This is a genomic window from Kribbella sp. NPDC056861, from assembly GCF_040687575.1.
Taxonomy (GTDB): domain Bacteria; phylum Actinomycetota; class Actinomycetes; order Propionibacteriales; family Kribbellaceae; genus Kribbella.
Map to the genome: position 1 here is coordinate 1515079 of NZ_JBFBNQ010000001.1, position 17855 is coordinate 1532933.

The 17855-nt window shown below is 68.7% G+C and carries 13 protein-coding genes; 4 read left to right on the forward strand and 9 right to left on the reverse strand.

All coding sequences use genetic code 11. From position 1 onward, the window contains the following. Window positions 1-151: 151 nt before the first annotated feature. From AB0P21_RS06865 to gcvT, 5 genes are all read right to left on the reverse strand, one after another. Window positions 152-1912 carry an ABC transporter substrate-binding protein gene (locus AB0P21_RS06865; RefSeq protein ID WP_363694324.1) on the reverse strand — a complete coding sequence of 587 codons (1761 nt, stop codon included), beginning with the start codon at window positions 1910-1912 and terminating at the stop codon, window positions 152-154. A gap of 40 nt (window positions 1913-1952) precedes the next feature. After that, window positions 1953-2960, reverse strand: a complete 1008-nt coding sequence (locus AB0P21_RS06870) for an ABC transporter permease (RefSeq protein ID WP_363694325.1) — start codon at window positions 2958-2960, stop codon at window positions 1953-1955. Window positions 2961-3316: 356 nt separating this feature from the next. Further along, complete coding sequence (locus AB0P21_RS06875; protein WP_363694326.1) at window positions 3317-6229, reverse strand: BTAD domain-containing putative transcriptional regulator; 2913 nt, start codon at window positions 6227-6229, stop codon at window positions 3317-3319. Window position 6230: 1 nt separating this feature from the next. After that, on the reverse strand, window positions 6231-9035 hold the full coding sequence (locus AB0P21_RS06880; protein ID WP_363694328.1) for a BTAD domain-containing putative transcriptional regulator: 2805 nt from the start codon (window positions 9033-9035) through the stop codon (window positions 6231-6233). A 294-nt stretch (window positions 9036-9329) separates the two neighbouring features. Next, window positions 9330-10436 (reverse strand): glycine cleavage system aminomethyltransferase GcvT, encoded by a 1107-nt coding sequence (gcvT, locus tag AB0P21_RS06885; protein WP_363694330.1) that lies wholly within the window; start codon window positions 10434-10436, stop codon window positions 9330-9332. A 186-nt stretch (window positions 10437-10622) separates the two neighbouring features. On the opposite strand from gcvT, the gene AB0P21_RS06890 reads away from it, so the two are divergent. Continuing rightward, complete coding sequence (locus tag AB0P21_RS06890; protein ID WP_363694331.1) at window positions 10623-12116, forward strand: leucyl aminopeptidase; 1494 nt, start codon at window positions 10623-10625, stop codon at window positions 12114-12116. 14 nt (window positions 12117-12130) lie between these two features. Here the strand turns inward: AB0P21_RS06890 and AB0P21_RS06895 are convergent, their stop codons facing one another. Both AB0P21_RS06895 and AB0P21_RS06900 read right to left on the reverse strand, forming a co-directional pair. Next, entirely contained in the window at window positions 12131-12451 is a 321-nt protein-coding gene (locus AB0P21_RS06895) for a cupin domain-containing protein (RefSeq protein ID WP_363694332.1), read from the reverse strand. Further along, window positions 12448-13131: a DUF2848 family protein gene (locus AB0P21_RS06900; RefSeq protein WP_363694334.1), complete on the reverse strand. Its 684-nt coding sequence runs from the start codon at window positions 13129-13131 to the stop codon at window positions 12448-12450. The genes AB0P21_RS06895 and AB0P21_RS06900 overlap by 4 nt, the downstream gene beginning before the upstream one ends. 87 nt (window positions 13132-13218) lie before the next feature. Here AB0P21_RS06900 and AB0P21_RS06905 point away from each other — a divergent pair, with 87 nt between their 5' ends. Further along, entirely contained in the window at window positions 13219-14535 is a 1317-nt protein-coding gene (locus AB0P21_RS06905) for an MFS transporter (RefSeq protein ID WP_363694336.1), read from the forward strand. Here AB0P21_RS06905 and AB0P21_RS06910 read toward each other — a convergent pair. Then, window positions 14522-15163 (reverse strand): GntR family transcriptional regulator, encoded by a 642-nt coding sequence (locus tag AB0P21_RS06910; protein WP_363694338.1) that lies wholly within the window; start codon window positions 15161-15163, stop codon window positions 14522-14524. The genes AB0P21_RS06905 and AB0P21_RS06910 overlap by 14 nt on opposite strands. 28 nt (window positions 15164-15191) lie before the next feature. Between AB0P21_RS06910 and AB0P21_RS06915 the strand changes: the two genes are divergently transcribed. Next, complete coding sequence (locus tag AB0P21_RS06915) at window positions 15192-15962, forward strand: carbon-nitrogen hydrolase family protein (protein ID WP_363694340.1); 771 nt, start codon at window positions 15192-15194, stop codon at window positions 15960-15962. Between the two features lie 16 nt (window positions 15963-15978). On the opposite strand, the gene AB0P21_RS06920 is transcribed toward AB0P21_RS06915, so the two are convergent. Further along, the gene (locus AB0P21_RS06920; protein ID WP_363694342.1) at window positions 15979-16296 is read right to left on the reverse strand and encodes a hypothetical protein; all 318 of its coding nucleotides are present in this window, start codon (window positions 16294-16296) and stop codon (window positions 15979-15981) included. A gap of 137 nt (window positions 16297-16433) precedes the next feature. Between AB0P21_RS06920 and lpdA the strand changes: the two genes are divergently transcribed. Further along, a complete protein-coding gene (gene lpdA, locus AB0P21_RS06925; RefSeq protein WP_363694344.1) occupies window positions 16434-17822 on the forward strand; it encodes a dihydrolipoyl dehydrogenase in 1389 nt (462 codons plus the stop codon). Window positions 17823-17855 lie beyond the last annotated feature (33 nt).

A 17855-nucleotide genomic window follows, 5' to 3' on the forward strand; every position in this document is an offset into this window, starting at 1 on the left:
CCCCGTCACGCCCTGCCGCAACGGTCTGCGACCCTGACGCAGAGCCCCGAGGTGTGGGGCGGGGGGGGGGGGGGGGGGCGGCGCCCCCCCCCCCCCCCCACCACCCCTTCGTTCAGTTCTGACCAGTCGGCTGCCTCACGGCAGCCTCAGATCACGGCTGCTTCAGGTACAACGAGGTGAACTCGGGCAGACCCTGGGTCGGGTCGTTGACCGCGTTACCGATGTTCTTACCGACCGGGAACGCACTGGCCGAGTAGTACAGCGGAACTGACGGCAGGTAGTCGGTCATGATCAGCTTGTCGACCTTCGACCACTCCTTCACCTGCTCGTCCGGGGTGAGCGCGGCGACCCGGTCGATCTCGGCGTCCAGCTTCTTGTCCTCGAGCTGACCCTGGCTGTTGCCCAGGGCGATCGCGTCGGAGCGGTACAGCACCGGCATCCAGCTGGTACCGGCCGGCCAGTCGGAGCACCAACCGGCAGGAGTCTTGCCCATGTTGACCGGCGCGTCCTGGTTACCGACGAGGGTCCGGATCTTGGCCTTCGGCACACCGACGGCCTTGACCTTGAAGCCGGCCTTCTCGTAGGTCTGGGTGCGGAGCTGGTTGACCTGGGTCGCGATCGGGTCGTCGTTGGAGTAGTACCAGGAGAGCTCGAAGTTCTCCTTGCCGAGCTCCTTCAGCTTGCTCTTGATCTCGTCGGCGACGGCCGGGTCAGCTGCACCCTTGCCGGTACCGGTCAGACCGGCGACCTCGTACTTCTCGAAGCCCGGGACGGCCGGCGGCAGGTACGTCGAGGCCGGGATGGCGGTGTCCGGGGTCAGACCGGCGACCTTGCGCCAGTCCTCGATCGGGTAGCCCTTGGCGATCAGCTTGCGGATCTCGAGCGGGATCCGGCGGCTGTCCATCGGCCAGGTGATCGTGCAAGGCGTCGGGCCCTTGATGATCTGGGCCGGGTCCTTGACCTCGTTCAGGAGGCTGGCGTCCAGGTTGCTGTAGTTCAGCGCGTTCGCGTCGACACCGGAGCTGGCCAGCACCTGGCGCTGCACCTTGATGGTGTCCTGGGCGAACTTGAAGTTGAAGCCGTCGACGTACTGGTGCCGCACCGGGTCGGTGTTCGGGTCCCAGTTCTCGTTCTTGACCAGCTTCAGCTCCGAGCCGGGGGTCAGCGACGCGAGCTTGTACGGGCCGGTCGACTTCGGCTTGAGCTCGTACTCCTTCTTCGTGTCGGCGGCCTGCGGGATCGGGGTGAACATCGGGAAGGCGGCGTAGAACGGCAGGTCGTCGAACTTCTTCGCCAGCTTGATGACGAGGGTCGACTCGTCCGGCGTCTCGACACCGGCGTACTTGTCGCCACCGGCGCCGTACGGGCCCTTGTACTTGTCGCCGTCCAGGAAGAACTGCTGCTGGTACGTGGGTCCGGCGTCGAACAGGTCGTGCGCGAAGGAGCGCTTGATCGCGTACGCGTAGTCGGCGGCCTTGACCGGCGTGCCGTCGTCGTACTTGATGCCCTGCTTCAGCTTGAACGTCCAGGTCAGGCCGTCGGCCGACTTGGTGCCCAGGTCGTCGGCGAGGTCGGGGACCAGGGTCGGCTTCTGCGTCTTCGGGTCCAGCCGGTACTGCGTCAGCGCGCGCATGTACAGCTTCGCGATCTGGTTACCGTCGGTGTAGTAGATGTTCGTCGGGTCGAAGGTGTCCGGCGTGACGTCGGACAGGATCTGGATCGTCCCGCCCTTCTTCGCGCCTTCGACCTCGGCCGCCGGGCCCTTGGCTGCCGGGTCGGTGGCCTTGACCTGCGTGCCGCCTGCGTCGCCCCCGCTACCGCCGCTGGGCTTGTTGCTCGACGACGGGCTGCCACATGCCACGGCGGCCAGCATGACCGTCGCCGCGACCGCGGTGATCCGTTTCCACTGCATTGTCGTGTTTCTCCTTTTCTGCCGCTGGGGCAACGTCGGGCTACCGACGAGTCTTGGGGTCGAAGGCGTCGCGTACCGCGTCACCGAGCAGGGCCAGCGCGAGCACCAGGATGGTGATGCCCAGCACCGGGAGCCACAGGTAGAGCGGGTCCGCCTTGAACCAGTTGGTCGCGTTGGCGATCGTCTGACCCCAGGACGGGATCGGCTCGATCAGGCCGACGCCGAGGAAGGACAGGCCTGCCTCCGCGGTGACGTAGGCCGGCAGGGACAGCGAGGCCGAGATGACGATCGGGGCGACCAGGTTCGGCAGCAGCTCCTTGAAGAGCACCTGCCGGGTCGGCACCCCGATGGCCTTGGCGGCCAGCACGAACTCACGCTCGCGCAGGGACAGCACCTCGCCCCGGATGATCCGGGCCAGGCCCGCCCAGCCGAAGAACGAGAGCACGAAGATCAGCACGAAGAACCGGGTCGAGGCCTGCTCGCTCGGGCTGAGGTTGAACGAGCCACCCCGCAGCGACTCGACGATCGGGACCATCGCGATCGCGAACAGCAGGTACGGCAGGCTCAGGACGAAGTCGATGATCCAGGAGATGACCCGGTCGGTCCAGCCGCCGAGGAAGCCGGCCAGCAGGCCCATCACGACACCGACGACGGTGCCGAAGATGGTCGCGACGAAGGCGACCACCAGCGACGGCCGGGCGCCGTACACCCAGCGGGCGAAGTTGTCCCGGCCGGTCTTCGGCTCGACCCCGAACCAGTGCTGCGCGTTCGCGAAGAACGTCGGGTACCCGTACTCGTCGACCAGGTCGGAGTTGAAGGTCCCGATGTCGCTGCCCTCGAGCTTGGTCAGCACCGGCGCCAGGATCGCGACCAGGATGAACAGCAGCACGATCACCGTGCAGACGACGGCGACCTTGTCCTTGCGGAGCCGGTCCATCGCGATCCGGGTCGGGGACTTTCCGTGCGCGACAGACGCCGAGCGAGCCGGCTCTGCTGATGCCGGATGATCCTCGACTCCTACGGTCGAGTCGGGTGCCCCAATACTCATTCGCGCTCCGTCAGCTTGGTCAGCAGAATTCCGGGATTCAGTCCCGGCACCGATCGGTAGATCGTGCCGAGCCTGGCTCTGGAAGGCCTTTACGTCAAATTGCCTTGACAAGGGCCGAACACCTGGGCCGCGCGCTAGCCTGCCCGACCCGGTGACGCCAAACCAGCGGTGTCCGGGACCAGTGCACAAATCGTTACCGGAACGCGTACCCGACTGGAACATTGATCGCCGATGGTTACTCTATGCGCACAACCCAGCGCGAAATGCGGCGGCACAGCACCGACAGTGGCAAATTTGTGCCACAATGTTACAGATCGTTACACTCGAGGGACATTGGGCTTCTGTTGCGACCTACGTCACGGACTGGGATTGCCCGCGTCCCTAGGGCACCCTTCGGCATCAATCCGGGCCCAGTACTGCAATAAGTTCGAACGGCTGTACGGAATATTGCCGTCGATGCATTCCTGTAATTTGCTCCGAAGTGTGCTCCGGGCGTTATCGAGCTGCCCTTGCGCGAGCTGTAGAGAGGCCCGCCCGAGCGCGGCCATCAATTGACCAGTCGAATCCGGTCTATACCGGAATGTCTTTTCCGCCTGGCCCAGCAAGTCGCCGGCGCCGTCGAGGTCACCGAGCAGCACTTGCAGCCGTGCTCGGGCGACACCGACGTGGGCTTCGCCGAGCTCGTCCCCGATCTCCTCGACCGCCTGTCTGGCCTGGGTCAGCAGCTCGGTCAGTTCGGCGATGTGCTTCGCGCCTCGGCCGGCATCCAGGAGCAGGACGCTGGCAAGGTTCACCGAGCGGATCGCGTACAGACGGGTTCCCGCCGCGCTCAGGTGGACCGCTCGGCGGATCGACTGCTGTGCTTCGTCGAGCCGGCCGAGCAGCGTCAGCGCTCCACCTTGATGGTCGAGCCCTCTCGTCAGCAAGGCCTGATCGGATCGCCTCGTCGCGGCCAGCGACAACATCATCTGGGCAACTTCGAGTTGCCGCTCACCATCGGCCCGGGCCTCGGCGGCCCAGGCGACCTGGCCGAGCGCCCGCACCCGCACTTCGAGGCTTCCGGCGCGTCCTGCCGAGTCGAGGCTGCGCTCCGCGAGGACCGTCAACTCGGCCAGCGGCGCGCCCCGTTGCGCACTCGCGCCGAAGACCGCGCGGTCGATCTCTGCCTCCAGCCCGACCTCGCCTGCTCCGATCACCGCGTCCCTGACCAGCCGGAAGATCTCGTCGCGGGCCTCCCGGTGATCACGGACCACCAGATATCCGTGCAGGCGAAGGGTCAACATTCCAGCCAAGCGAGCCCGCTTCCCGGCAGCGAGGTTGATGGCCGAGTGCATCAGCGGCAAGTGCGCATCGAGCCAGTTGGCGCGCTCGGCGGCAACCTCGGCCTCGACGATCGGCAGTGCTCGCCCGCTCCCGCCGTCGATCGGGATCAACACCTCGACCCCGTGCTCGATCTGCTCGTCGGCGATCGTCAGGAGGCGCAGTACGGTCTCCAGGTAGCGCTCCTCGACGCCCGCCCGGACCTCCGGGGAGATCTGGCCCAGCAGCTCACCGGAGTACGAGCGGACCAACCCATGCATCCCGTACGTCGCCGGCTCTGTCCGGCGCTGCTGCAGCAAGCCCAGAGCGATCAGGCTGTCGAAGACCGCGTCGGCTCGCGGTTCGCTGAGGCCGAGTAGCGGGGCGGCGACCCAGGACGAGAACTCGTCGGCGCCGACCAGGTGCAGCAGGGCAAACAGCCGCTGGGCGGCGGGATCCGCGCTGCGCAGTGTGATCTCGAGGCTGGCGCGGACCGCGCGGTCCCCCGCCACCAGGTAGTCGAGGCGTTGGGTGTCGTCGGCCAGGGCCTTCAGTACGTCGGCAGTGTCCTCGCCCGCGATGCCAAGCCGGGCGCCGACGATTCGCAGGGCCAGCGGCAGGCCTGCGCAGTACTGGATGATCTCTGTCAGCTCGGAGAGCGGCAGGCCGCTGAGTGACTCGAGTAGCTGGGCGCTCTGCTCGTCGGCGAGCGGCCGGACCTCGCGGTGGACCGCGTCTTCGAGGCCGAGCAGTGGCTGTCGGGAGGTTGCCACGACAGCACAGCGACCGTCGGCGGGGAGCAGCGGCCTCAGCTGGCCTGCGTCGCGGACGTCGTCGAAGACGAGGAGAACAGCGCGCCCTGCCAGCGTGCTGCGGAGCAGCGACGAACGCTCCTCCAGGGAGTCCGGGATGTTCTGACTCTCGACGCCCAGTGATCGCAGCAGTCGCCCGAGCACGACCCGCGCCGGTACTGCGTCGCCGTGCACGTCCTGCAGCCGCACGAAGACCTGTCCATCCGGGTACTCATCAGCCAACCGCCGCCCAAGCCGCACAGCCGCAGCCGACTTGCCGGTGCCGGCACCGCCGTACAGCGACACCACCACCGGTACGCCGTTCCTGCGCGTCGCCCGAGTCAGTACCCCGGACAGCTCAGCCAACAGCTCATCGCGACCCACCAGCAGCCCCACATCGGCCGGTAGCTCTCGCGGACCCGTGCTAGGTGCAGTGAGGCTCAGCGACTCGTCCTGCCGCAGCATGGCCACCTGCAGGTCCCGGAGCTCCTCGCCAGGCTCGACTCCCAACTCCTGGTCCAGGTGACGCACCAACTCGGCATAGACGGCCAGTGCATCGGCCTGCCGACCAGAGCGATACAGCGCGGTCATGCGAGCCGCTGCCAACCCCTCCCGAGTCGGCTCGGCGCTGGTGAGCTCCGCCAGCTCAGGCAGCAGCTCCTGATGACGTCCCAACGCCAGGTCGGTACTCAGCCGCAGCTCATGAGCCGCCCACCGCGACTCGTCGAGACCGCCACACAGCCGCCGGCGTACGTCCTCGGAGGCGACATCTGCCAGCGCAGGTCCTCGCCACAACGCCAGCGCTTCGACCAGCAGGTCACGCCGCTGCTCCAAGTCCCGCAGGTCCTGGGCACGGCTGACCAACTCCGCGAACCTCTCGACATCGGTCCGCCCAACAGCCCCCTGCAGCGAGTACCCCTGGGTCTCAGCCAGCAGCCGCGCATCCGGATCCTCGGCAGTCAGCGCGGCCCGCAGCCGGGACACGTAGACCTGCAGTGCCCGCTTCGGGGTCCCCGGCAACTCCTCCGGCCACAACAACTCGATCAGCCGGTCGGTGGGCACGACCTTGCCTGGCTCCAGCAGCAGCACGGCAAGCAACAACCGCTCCTGCCGACGCTTCAGCACGACCTTGCGACCGGCGGCCCAGACCTCGACAGGACCCAGCAAGCGGTACTCCACGTCAGCGGCCCCCTTCACCCAGTACTGCGCGCGCCTCGGCGAGCCGGCCGACAAGGACAGCTCGTCTCGCCTCGTCCCTAGCTCGCGTCGCTTCGTCGAGCCCGATCTGCAGGCAGCTGATCGCCTCGGTGATCTCGCCGTGGGCCAATAACGCCTCACCCAGCTCGCCGACCGTTTCGGCCATGTCGTCCGGCTGGCTCAGGCTGCCGTAGACCGCGACGCTCTCGCGAAGATGCTGGACCGCGGCCCCCGTCCGGCCGTTCCGAAGCTCGAATGTCCCCAGGCTGGCCAGGATGTAGGCCCGACGCCATGGATTCGACTCGCCGGCACCGTCCGCCAGCGCGGCCTCCAGGTGGCGTCGTTCCGCGACAGTGTCACCGATCTCGGCGTACAGCAGACTGAGCGCCAGGTGACCACCGCTCCGCAGCGAGATGTCGCCCACCAGGTCTGCCAGCTCGAGATTCTCCAGACCGACCTCGATCCCCTCGTCGAACCGGCGCGCTTGCTGCAGGATCCGGGTCAGGTTGTTCGAGATCGCCACCGCCGCCCGGAACTCGCCGAGCGCTCGCAGTCGGCTGAGGGCCTGCCGGAAAGCCGGGATGGCGGCATCGAAGTCGCCGATCCCCGCGGCGGCGATGCCCAGGTCGCCGAGCACGAACGCGGTAGCGAGCTGGTCGCCGCCGGCCTCGGCGATCTCGACCGCCACCGTTGTCCTGCCGACCGCTTCGCGCCACTCCCGCCGCGCCTTGTCGTACGTGCCCAGTGCGACGACCAGCTCCAGGACCGTTCGCCGGGTCTCGCTCGACCCACGCGCGCCCTGCAGAACCGCCGAGTTCAACGGCGTCGAGTCCAGCCAGTCGAGGCTCACCTCCCCGGTGGGAACCCCGGCATCCTCCTCGACCTTCACCAGGTCGGCCGCCCACTCCAACCTGGTCGCCTGGGGATTGCGGGCAACCACCGATTGCCAGGCGACCTGTGAGTAGAGCGTCAGCAGCCGTTGCAGCGCTGCCTCCCGGGCCGGCGCCTCGATCGTGGCCTCCGCCTCCTCCCGGGCATAGGACCAGACCAAGTCATGAAGTCGGTACGTCCTCGGCCGCGGCGTCATCAGCAGCTGGGAGTCGACCAGGCGCTCCAGCAGATCCTCGACCGCCTCGTCGTCGAGTCCGGTCAGCCGGGCCACCTCGAGCACCCGGCTACGCGGGCTGTCCGGAATGCCCAGCGACACCAGCACCTGGGCGGCCCGGCGATCCAGCGGGTCATCCGACCCACGGAGCTGCTCCAGGGAGCTCGCCAGGACCGCCCGGAGGCCTTTTCCCTCCGGGTCCAGATGCTCCAGTCGCTGCCGCTGGTCGGCGATCCGCTCGGCCAGGTGACTGATCGGCCAGTTGGGTCGCGCTGCCAGCCGCGCGCCGGCCACCCGCACCGCGAGCGGCAGATTGCCACACGCGGTCAGAATCGCCTGGGTCGCGTCTGGCTCCGCCCGGACTCGTTCGGCGCCGACCAGCTGTTCGAGCAGCTCGAGCGCCTCGTGGTCCTCGAGTACGTCGAGCTGCAGCACCCCCGACGGGGTCAGCCTGGTCAGCTGGGCCCGGCTGGTCACGATCACCGCGGAGTCACCCGACCCCGGCAGCAAGGGTTCGACCACCGCGGGCCGGGCGACGTTGTCCAGCACGATCAGCACCCGGCGTCCGGCCAGCACCGTCCGATACTTCAGAGTGGCCTCGGCGACATCGTCCGGCACATCCTTGGGATCCAGACCCAGGCTGCGGAGCAGGATGCCGAGCGCTTCGCGGGCGGTCATCGGCTCCTCTTCGCCGTACCCGCGCAGATCGAGGAAGAGCTGACCGTCCGGGAACTCGGCAGCGACGCGGTTCGCGACCTGGATCGCGAGCGCCGTCTTACCGACGCCACCTATGCCGGCGATCGCGGACACGACGACCACCGGAGCAGCGTGCGACTGCTGCCGCTCGGTCAGCATCCGGGTCAACCGCTCGGCCACCTCCGTCCGCCCGACGAATCCACTCGCTGCGGACGGAAGCTGCCGCGGTACGCCGTCGCGCGGCGGCTGCGGCCTGAGCAGATCCTGGTCGTTGTGCAGGATCGCCGCCTCGATCTCCTGCAGCCGTGGGCCCGGGTCAAGTCCGAGCTCCTCGGCCAGTAGTCGTTTCGCCGCCCGCAGGCTCTCCAGCGCGTCCGGTGTTCGACCGGCGCGATACAACGCGATCGCCTGCGCGGCCACCAGACGCTCCCGGCCCGGGTGGTCGGCGACCAGGCCCGCGAGCTCGACCACCAACTGACTGTCGAGCCCTGACTCCAGGTCGGCTTCGATCCGCGACTCCAGCGCGTTCAGCCGGCCTTCCTCCAGATCAGCGCACAGCCTGTGCCGAAGCTCAGCCGATGCCACATCAACGAGGGCCGGCCCCCGCCACAGCTCCAGCCCGGCGCGGAGCAATTCGGCGCGGGCCGTCGGATCGGCGGTCAGGTCGGCCTGCCGGACAGCCTCTCGAAACCGGTGCACGTCGATGGTCGCGACGTCAGTGGTCAGCTGGTAGCCCTGATCCCGGGCGTCGAGCGTCGAACCGGCCGGGAGCGCCTTGCGGAGCCGGGAGACGTAGACCTGGAGGGTGCGCGCCGGGTTGTCCGGGCTCTTGTCCTGCCAGAGCAAACTGATCAGCCGCTCGGCCGGCACCAGGCTGTTGGCGGACAGCACCAGCAGAGCGAGCAGCAAGCGCTCCTGCCGACGCCCCAGAGCCACCGGCTTCCCCGCTACGACAACCTCGACAGGACCCAGTAAGCGGTACTCCACGTGCGCAGAGTAGCTCGGTGGTAGGCGCTGGGTAACAGGGTTCCCACATGCTGCACCAATGCATTGGTCGCGAAGCAATCTGGTGGTCCTGGCAGCCGTCGTACTCGGGCTGGTCTCGAGTCTGCCGGCGGCCGCCCCGCAGCCGGGGCGCGGGTGGTGTGTGAGCGCGGAGGGGCTACAGGCGAACTGCCGCGGTACGGCGGCGCCGCGGGTGCGGGACGAACCCCGGGTCCGGACCTTGGTGGCCGGGGTTCGCCGCCGCAACCGGCGTACGTATCAGCGGTGTGGCTCGGGTCAGCTCTCGCGGACGTTGACGGTGACGAACGGAGGCTTGACCACCTCGAACGCCTCCTGCCGGCCGCGGATGTCGACGGCGACCTGGTCGCCTTCCTTGATCGCGGCGTCGAGCAGGGCCAGCGCGACGCCCTTCTTCAGGGTCGGGGAGAACGTGCCGGACGTGACCTCGCCCAGCGCAGTACCAGCCGGGTCGACGACTGCCATGTGAGGCCTCGGGATGCCACGGCCAACTGCACGCAGGCCGCGCAGGATCCGGGCCGGGCCGGCCTCCTTCTCTGCCCGCAGGGCCTGGTCGCCCCAGAAGTGCTCCTTCTTCCAGCCGACCGCCCAGCCGGACCGTGCCTGCACGGGAGTGATCTCGGGCGAGATGTCCTGGCCGTGCAGCGGGTAGCCCATCTCGGTCCGCAGAGTGTCGCGAGCGCCCAGACCGGCCGGGACCAGGTTGTACTGCTCCCCCGCCTTCAGCAGTGCGTCGAAGACGGCCACGGCCGCCTCGTTCGGTACGACGAGCTCGTAGCCGCGCTCGCCCGTGTAACCGGTGCGGCAGACAACTACCGGAGTACCGGCGAAGTCGGCCACAGCAAAGGACATGTAGTCGTGACCGGTCGGCAGCCCGATCGCCGCGACCACCTCGTCACTGTCGGTGCCCTGGACGGCGAGGATCGCGTAGTCGTCGTGGGTGTTGGTCACCACGACGCCGTCGGGGGCCTGCTCGGCGAGCCGGCGGACCACCTCGGCGGTGTTCGCCGCGTTCGGGATCAGGAACACGTCGTCGTCGGCGTGCAGGTAGGCGATCAGGTCGTCGACCACCCCGCCGTCCTCGGCACAGCACAGCGTGTACTGCGCCTGGCCGGGAGCGATCTTGCCCAGGTCGTTGGTCAGGCAGGAGTTCACGTACGCCGCGGCGCCCGGCCCCTTGACGGTGGCCTTGCCCAGGTGGCTCACGTCGAAGATGCCGACGGAGGTCCGGACCGCGGTGTGCTCGGCGACCACCCCGCTGTACTCCAGCGGCATCTCCCAGCCGCCGAACTCGGCGAACTTGGCGCCCAGGGCGACGTGCCGATCGTGCAACGGGGACTTCTTCAACACGGGAGACTCGGTCATGCAGCGGAACCTACCGGATGACGGCCGGGCCGCGATGCGGCCGACATCACTGCCTGCGAGTCGCATCCGTGACATGGCACAAGTGCTTTACGTGGCACAGTGCTGTGGCGCGTAGCATGCGGAGGCAGCATTCACGTACCGTCACGACCGGCCCCTGCCACCCGGTCAAGGAGGACTGAGGATTTCGTGAGCACCATCACCCTGAGCAAGTCCGATCCGGCCGGCGTCAAGACCGACGTCCTGGTGATCGGCGTGGTCAAACTCGACGGCGGGGTCACGCTGCCCGCCGGCACCGAGTCGCTGAACGCCGCCTACGGCGGGAAGCTGGTGGAGGTGCTGGCCGGCCTCGGCGCCACCGGCAAGAACGGCGAGGTCACCAAGGTGCCCGGCCCGAAGCCCGGCCGGTCCGCCGTGCTGATCGCGGTCGGCCTCGGCGCCGCCCCCGACGGCGCGCTGAAGACCGAGGACCTGCGGGTCGCCGCCGGTGTCGGCGTCCGCGCCGCCAAGGCGGGTCAGTCGATCGCCTTCGCACTGCCGACCCCCGACGCCGAGTGCGTCCGCGCGGTCGCCGAGGGTGCGCTGATCGGCCGCTACACCTTCAACGCCTACAAGTCCGACGCGAGCACCGAGGCGCCGGGCAACGTGATCGTGCTGACCGACCTGGCCCGCAACCGCGACGCCAAGGTCGCGCTGGACCGGGCACAGATCACCGCCGACGCCGTCCACCAGGTGCGCGACTGGGTGAACACTCCCCCGTCCGACCTGCACCCGACCGAGTTCGCCGCGATCGCCCAGAAGCTGGGCAAGGAGCACGGCGTCAAGGTCGAGGTGCTGGATGAGAAGGCACTCGCCAAGGGCGGTTACGGCGGCATCCTCGGCGTCGGCCAGGGCTCCACCAACCCGCCGCGGCTGGTCAAGCTGACCTACACCCCGAAGAAGCCGGTGACGCACCTGTCCTTCGTCGGCAAGGGCATCACCTTCGACTCGGGCGGCCTGTCACTGAAGACCGCCAACGGCATGATCAGCATGAAGTCCGACATGGCCGGCGCCGCCGCGGTGATCGCCGCCACGGTCGCGATCGCCCGGCTCGGTCTGCCGGTCCAGGTGACGACGTACGCCGCGATGGCCGAGAACATGCCGTCCGGCTCCGCGGCCCGCCCGTCCGACGTGCTGACCATGTACGGCGGCAAGACGGTCGAGGTGCTCAACACCGACGCCGAGGGCCGGCTGGTGCTCGGTGACGCGCTGGTCAAGGCGTCCGAGGACAAGCCCGACCTGATCGTCGACGTGGCCACCCTGACCGGCGCCTGTGTCGTTGCCCTGGGCACCAAGGTGGCCGGCGCGTTCGCCAACACCGACACCGCCCGCGACCGGGTGGTCGACGCCGCCGTGGCGGCCGGCGAGGCGATGTGGCCGCTGCCGATCCCGACCGAGATGCTCGACAAGCTGCGCTCGCACTCGAAGATCGCCGACCTGGCGAACATCACCGGCGAGCCGTGGGGCGGCGCCCTGGCGGCGGCCGCCTTCCTCGGCGACTTCGTTGCCGATGGCATCGACTGGGTGCACCTCGACGTGGCCGGCCCGGCCTTCAACGACGGTGGACCGTCCGGCTACACCACCAGCGGCGGCACGGGGTACTCCGTCCGCACCCTGGTGGAGCTCGCCGCCGCTGCCAGCTAGTCCAGCTGGTCCAGCTAGTAGCGGATCTCCAGCATCGTGCACCCCTCGCCGGTCCGGTACGGCCCATGTGGCATACCGGGCCGGCGAGCTGCGTAATCCCCCGCGGTGAAGGTCTTCCCGAGGGTGAGGTCGGTCAGGCTGCCGTCGAGCAGGTAGACCTCCTCGAAGTACTCGTGCCTGATCACCTCGTCGCCTGAGGTGGTCCCGGGCGCCCAGCGCGCGATCCGGGTGATCCGGCCGTCCTCGGCCGCGCTGAGCAGCCGCTGCGTGATCCCCGGGACGTCTTCCGTCCAGGGCACCTCGGCGACCGGGAAGAACTCGTGCTCGGCCTTCATTCCCAGGCCGCCGCGAGCTGCTCCACGGCGTACTCGATCCGGCTGGTGAGCCCGCGCGGATCGGTCAGCTCGACCCGCCAGCCGTCCGCGAACTGGTCGACGCCGGCGATCATCGGGATCGTCCCGCTGAGCAGCACCGTGCCCGGCCGGAGCCGGTCGCCGAGCTCCTTCACCCAGTACGCCGGGGGCAGCAACTGCGCGAGCGTGCCGTCCTGGATCAGCTGCTCGGTGTCACCGTGCCGCACCCAGGCCTTGAGGGTGAAGCCGTCCAGCTCGTCCGCGATCGTCGCCAGCGGCCAGGCAACGTCGCCGACCAGGTCGGGCGCGGTCTGCTTGCTCCACGCGACGCCGTGCACCTCGAGCGCCCGGTCGGTGTGGTCGCAGGCGACCGTCAGCAGCAGGTCGTCCGGCCCGTCGCCGACGATCAGCGCCCACTCGGCCTCCCCTGACGTCCGGCCGTGCGCGACCTGGACCACCTCCGGCCGGCTCACCAGGCTGGCCGCCAGCGGGTAGAGCGTCGGGATCCGCTTCGGCGCCGGCACCCCCAGCTCGGCGAGCTCGTCGACGTGGTGCTGGACCTGCTGGGTGTCGCGGCCGGCGTACCCGGCGTTGAGCGCATAGCGGACGTCGATCCGCCGCTCGGCGCCGTCGGGCAGCGTGAATCGCAGGGTCTCGGGCATGGCAACCACCACCGAATCTGAGTCAAGACTTGCGTGAACACGTTGTATACAGCAAGTATGGAGCAACGACGCAAGGAGGTCCACCCGATGTCCAGCCCCACCGCCCCCGCCGGCGACCGGCGAAGTCTGTACAAAGCGTTCGCCGCCAGCCTGTCCGGCACCTCGCTGGAGTGGTACGACTTCGCCGTCTACAGCTCGGCCGCGGCCCTCGTCTTCGGCGACCTGTTCTTCCCGGGCAGTGATCCCCTCACCGGGACCCTGCAGGCCTTCGGCACGTACGCCGTCGGCTACATCGCCCGGCCGCTCGGCGGCATCGTGTTCGGCCGGCTGGGTGACGTGATCGGCCGCAAGAAGGTGCTCGTCGCCACCTTGCTGATCATCGGCGTCGCGACCTTCTTCATCGGCTTGCTGCCGACCCATGCCCAGGCCGGCGCACTGGCCCCGACCCTGCTGGTGTTCCTGCGGTTCGTGCAGGGCGTCGGTGTCGGCGGTGAGTGGGGTGGGGCGGTGCTGCTGAGCAGTGAGTTCAGCGAGGCGGGACAGCGGGGTTTCTGGTCCTCTGCCGCTCAGGTGGGGCCGCCGCTGGGCACCTTGATGGCCAACGGCGTGCTGGCTGTGCTGGCGGGATCGCTGTCCGAGGATGCCTTCCTGAGCTGGGGTTGGCGAGTTGCATTCCTGTTGTCCGCAGTACTGGTTGCTTTCGGGTTGTTGATCCGGACGAAGCTGGAAGAGACTCCGGTCTTCAAGGAGTTGGAGGCGCGTGGCGATCGGCCGACCGCGCCAGTGACCGAGGTACTGCGGACGCAGCGGCGCGCGCTCGTCGCTGCGATCCTGGCCCGCGTCGGGCCCGACGTGCTCTATGCGATGTTCGCCGTGTTCGTGTTGACCTATGCGACCAAGAACCTGGGGATGAGCCGCGGTCAGGCGGTCACCGCGGTACTGGTCGGGTCGGCGTTCCAGGTGGGGCTGATTCCCTTGTCCGGTTGGCTTTCCGACCGGTACGGGCGGCGGCTGATCTATGGGATCGGCGCTGTCGGCGGTGCGATCTGGAGTGTGGTCTTCTTCGCCATGGCGTCGTCGCTGGCGACTGTGCTGCCGGGCGTGGTGATCGGGCTGGTGTTCCACTCGCTGATGTACGGGCCGCAGGCGGCGTTCGTGTCGGAGCAGTTCACTGCAAGGCTTCGCTACACGGGCAGCTCGCTCGCCTACACGTTCGCCGGCATCATCGGCGGAGCGCTGGCACCGCTGGCCTTCACCTACTTCCTGGCGAAGACCGGCACGGGCTATGTGATCGCGCTGTACATCGTGGTGGCGTGCGTGGTCACCATGGTCGGGCTGCGGCTCGGCCGGGCGGTGCAGGACGAGGACTCGTCGGCTCCGGCCGATGTGGTCACCCCTGCATGAGGATGGAGCCGGTGGTGTCGAGGTGGCGGAGGATCGCCGCCTCGGCTATGGCCGCGTCACCTGATGCCAGGCCGTCGACGATTGCCTGGTGCTCGGCCAGCACGTCCTGGCGGCGAGTAGTGCTTCGCTGCAGGGCCACTACGCCCAGAAGCACGTGCCTGGCACGCAGGCTGTCGTACAACCTGCCGAGCACGGTGTTGCCCGCAGCCTCCACCAGGAGGGCGTGGAACTGGCTGTCGAGCTCGATGAACTCCTTGGCGTCCCCTGCCTCGACGATGGCCCGCTGCTGCTCCACTACTGCGGCCATCGGCTCGACCGGGGCACCAACTGGGGAGGCCAGGCAGGTGACTGCGGCCCAGGACTCGATCACGCCGCGCGCCTGCATCATCTCGGCGATCTCGCGGCCCGGCACAGGTGCCACAAAGGCGCCGCGGTGCGGGACGAGTTGCACCAGGTCCTCGGCCGCCAGCATCAGCAAGGCCTCTCGGACCGGAGTACGGGAGACTCCGACTTCGGTGGCGACGGCTTGCTCGTTGATGAACGTCCCGGAGACCGCGGGGTCGCTCAGCACGGTCCCCCGCAGGTACTGGTAGGCACGGTCTCGGCCGGAGTCCCCACTCAATTGCATACTCAATGTATACAGCCTTGGAGGGTTCATGACATCCCTGCGCGTCGCGGCGGCTCAGATCAGCACGGGTCCGGATCCGGTCGCCAATCTAGCCATCGCTGTCGAATCCGTCCGCCGGACCGCTGAGGCGGGCGCCTCGGTGATCGCTCTGCCGGAGGCGACGCTGGCTGCTTTCGGCAGCGATCTGCGGGCTGTCGCGGAACCGCTGGACGGGCCGTTCGCGAGTGGGCTGCGCAAGGTCGCGGCCGATCTTGGCGTGGTCGTCATTGCGGGGCTTTTCGAGCCTGCGAGTGACGGGCGGGTGCACAACACGCTGCTCGTGACCGGGCCGGGCGTCGAGGCGTCGTACCGGAAGATCCACCTGTACGACGCCTTCGGGTCGCGCGAGTCCGATCTGGTTGCGCCGGGCGATGAGTTGGTCACGTTCGAGGTCGACGGCGTACGGGTTGGGCTGGCTACTTGCTACGACCTGCGCTTCGCCGATCAGTTCACGGCGCTGGGGCGAGCCGGGGCGGAGCTAATCGTCGTACCGGCCTCGTGGGGTGCTGGGCCGGCGAAGGAGGACCAGTGGGATCTGCTGACCCGGGCACGCGCTTCTGATGCTCAAGCGTGGCTGCTGGCCTGTGACCAGGCTTGGACCGCGCCACGCGGCACCGACCCGCTGGGGATCGGGCGCAGCGCCCTGATCGACCCGCTAGGTCATCCGCGTGGTCGCCTCGGCGCGGAGGCCGATCTGCTAGTAGGCACGGTGGAGACCGAACTGGCGGTGGCTGTCCGCGCCCGGGTCCCGATCCTCTGAGAGGCTCGCCTGGAGGTCAGGCGAGGCCGTTCTTCTTCTGGCGGGCGTTGTACTCGCGCATCCGGGGCGGGACTCCGACCACGGCCGCGTCGTAGGACGGAATGCCCATGCTGTTGGCGAATTTGTGCGCCCACTCCACCGAGGGGACCCGGCGACGGGTCCACTCGCCGTCGATGGCGACCAGCAGCATGGTGTAGTCGGTCACCGCTGTTCGCGGCTCGACGAATCCCTCGACGCCTTGCCGAGTCTGGACGAACTCCCGCAGGTGCGCCTGGTCAGGGTTGTCCGACTTACGCATCGTGCCCGGCTTCTGCCGGCGACCGAACCACTTCATGGGAGCTAGTGTCCACCATTCCCGCAAATCCGGCCCGGCAGCGAACCGGGAGGCCGACGGTGACAAGATGACGCCCGGGCCGGAACTCCGCGATCCGGGGCCGCCCGCCGACCTTGTTGACGCCCACGGAGGAACTCGTGACGAACACGGCAGACAGCAACACGACGTACGACCTGGTGATTCTGGGCGGAGGCAGTGGTGGCTACGCCGCCGCGCTGCGCGCCGCAGTACTGGGGATGTCGGTTGCTCTGGTGGAGAAGGACAAGCTCGGCGGCACCTGCCTGCACCGTGGCTGTATCCCGACCAAGGCGCTGCTGCACGCCGCCGAGGTCGCCGACTCGGCCCGCGAAGGTGAGCAGTTCGGGGTCCGCTCGACGCTCGAGGGCGTCGACATGGGCGGCGTGAACAAGTACAAGGACGGCGTCGTCGACCGGCTCTTCAAGGGCCTGCAGGGGCAGATCAAGTCCCGCGGCATCACCGTGATCGAGGGCGAGGGGCGGCTGACCTCCCCGACCACGATCGCCGTCAACGGCACGACGTACACCGGTAAGAACCTGATCATCGCGTCCGGCTCCTACTCGCGCTCGCTGCCCGGGCTGGAGCTCGACGGCAACCGGGTGATCGCGAGCGAGCACGCGCTGACCCTGGACCGGGTGCCGGAGTCCGCGGTGATCCTCGGCGGCGGCGTGATCGGCGTCGAGTTCGCCAGCGCGTGGACCTCGTTCGGCACCAAGGTGACGATCCTCGAGGCGCTCCCCCGGCTGGTCCCGAACGAGGACCCCGACTGCAGCAAGACTCTGGAGCGGGCCTTCCGCAAGCGCAAGATCGGCTTCAAGACCGGCACCCGGTTCGAGTCGGTCGACACCCACGACAACGGCGTCCGCGTCACGGTGGCCGGTGGTGAGGTGATCGAGGCCGAGCTGCTCCTGGTCGCCGTCGGCCGCGGCCCGAACACCGCCGGACTCGGCTACGAAGAGGTCGGCATCGCGCTCGACCGCGGCTTCGTCACCGTCGACGAGCACCTGCAGACCAGCGTGCCCGGCGTCTACGCGGTCGGCGACATCGTCCCCGGCCTGCAGCTCGCGCACCGCGGCTTCCAGCAGGGCATCTTCGTGGTCGAGCACATCGCCGGGCTGAAGCCGGCCCTGATCGACGAGGCCGGCATCCCCCGGGTCACCTACTCCGAGCCGGAGGTCGCCTCTGTCGGCCTGACCGAGGAGCAGGCGAAGGCGAAGTACGGCGAGGTGGAGATCCTCAACTACAACCTCGGCGGCAACGGCAAGAGCCAGATCCTCAAGACCCAGGGCTTCGTGAAACTGGTCCGCGCCAAGGACGGCGCCGTGGTCGGCGTCCACATGGTCGGCTCCCGGGTCGGCGAACTGATCGGCGAGGCGCAGCTGATCTACAACTGGGAGGCCTTCCCCGCCGACGTCGCGCCGCTGGTGCACGCCCACCCCACCCAGAACGAGGCTCTCGGCGAGGCGCACCTCGCGCTGGCCGGCAAGCCCCTCCACTTCCATGAATAAGTTCTGAGTGCCGCGACCGGCGGGTCGGGTGTG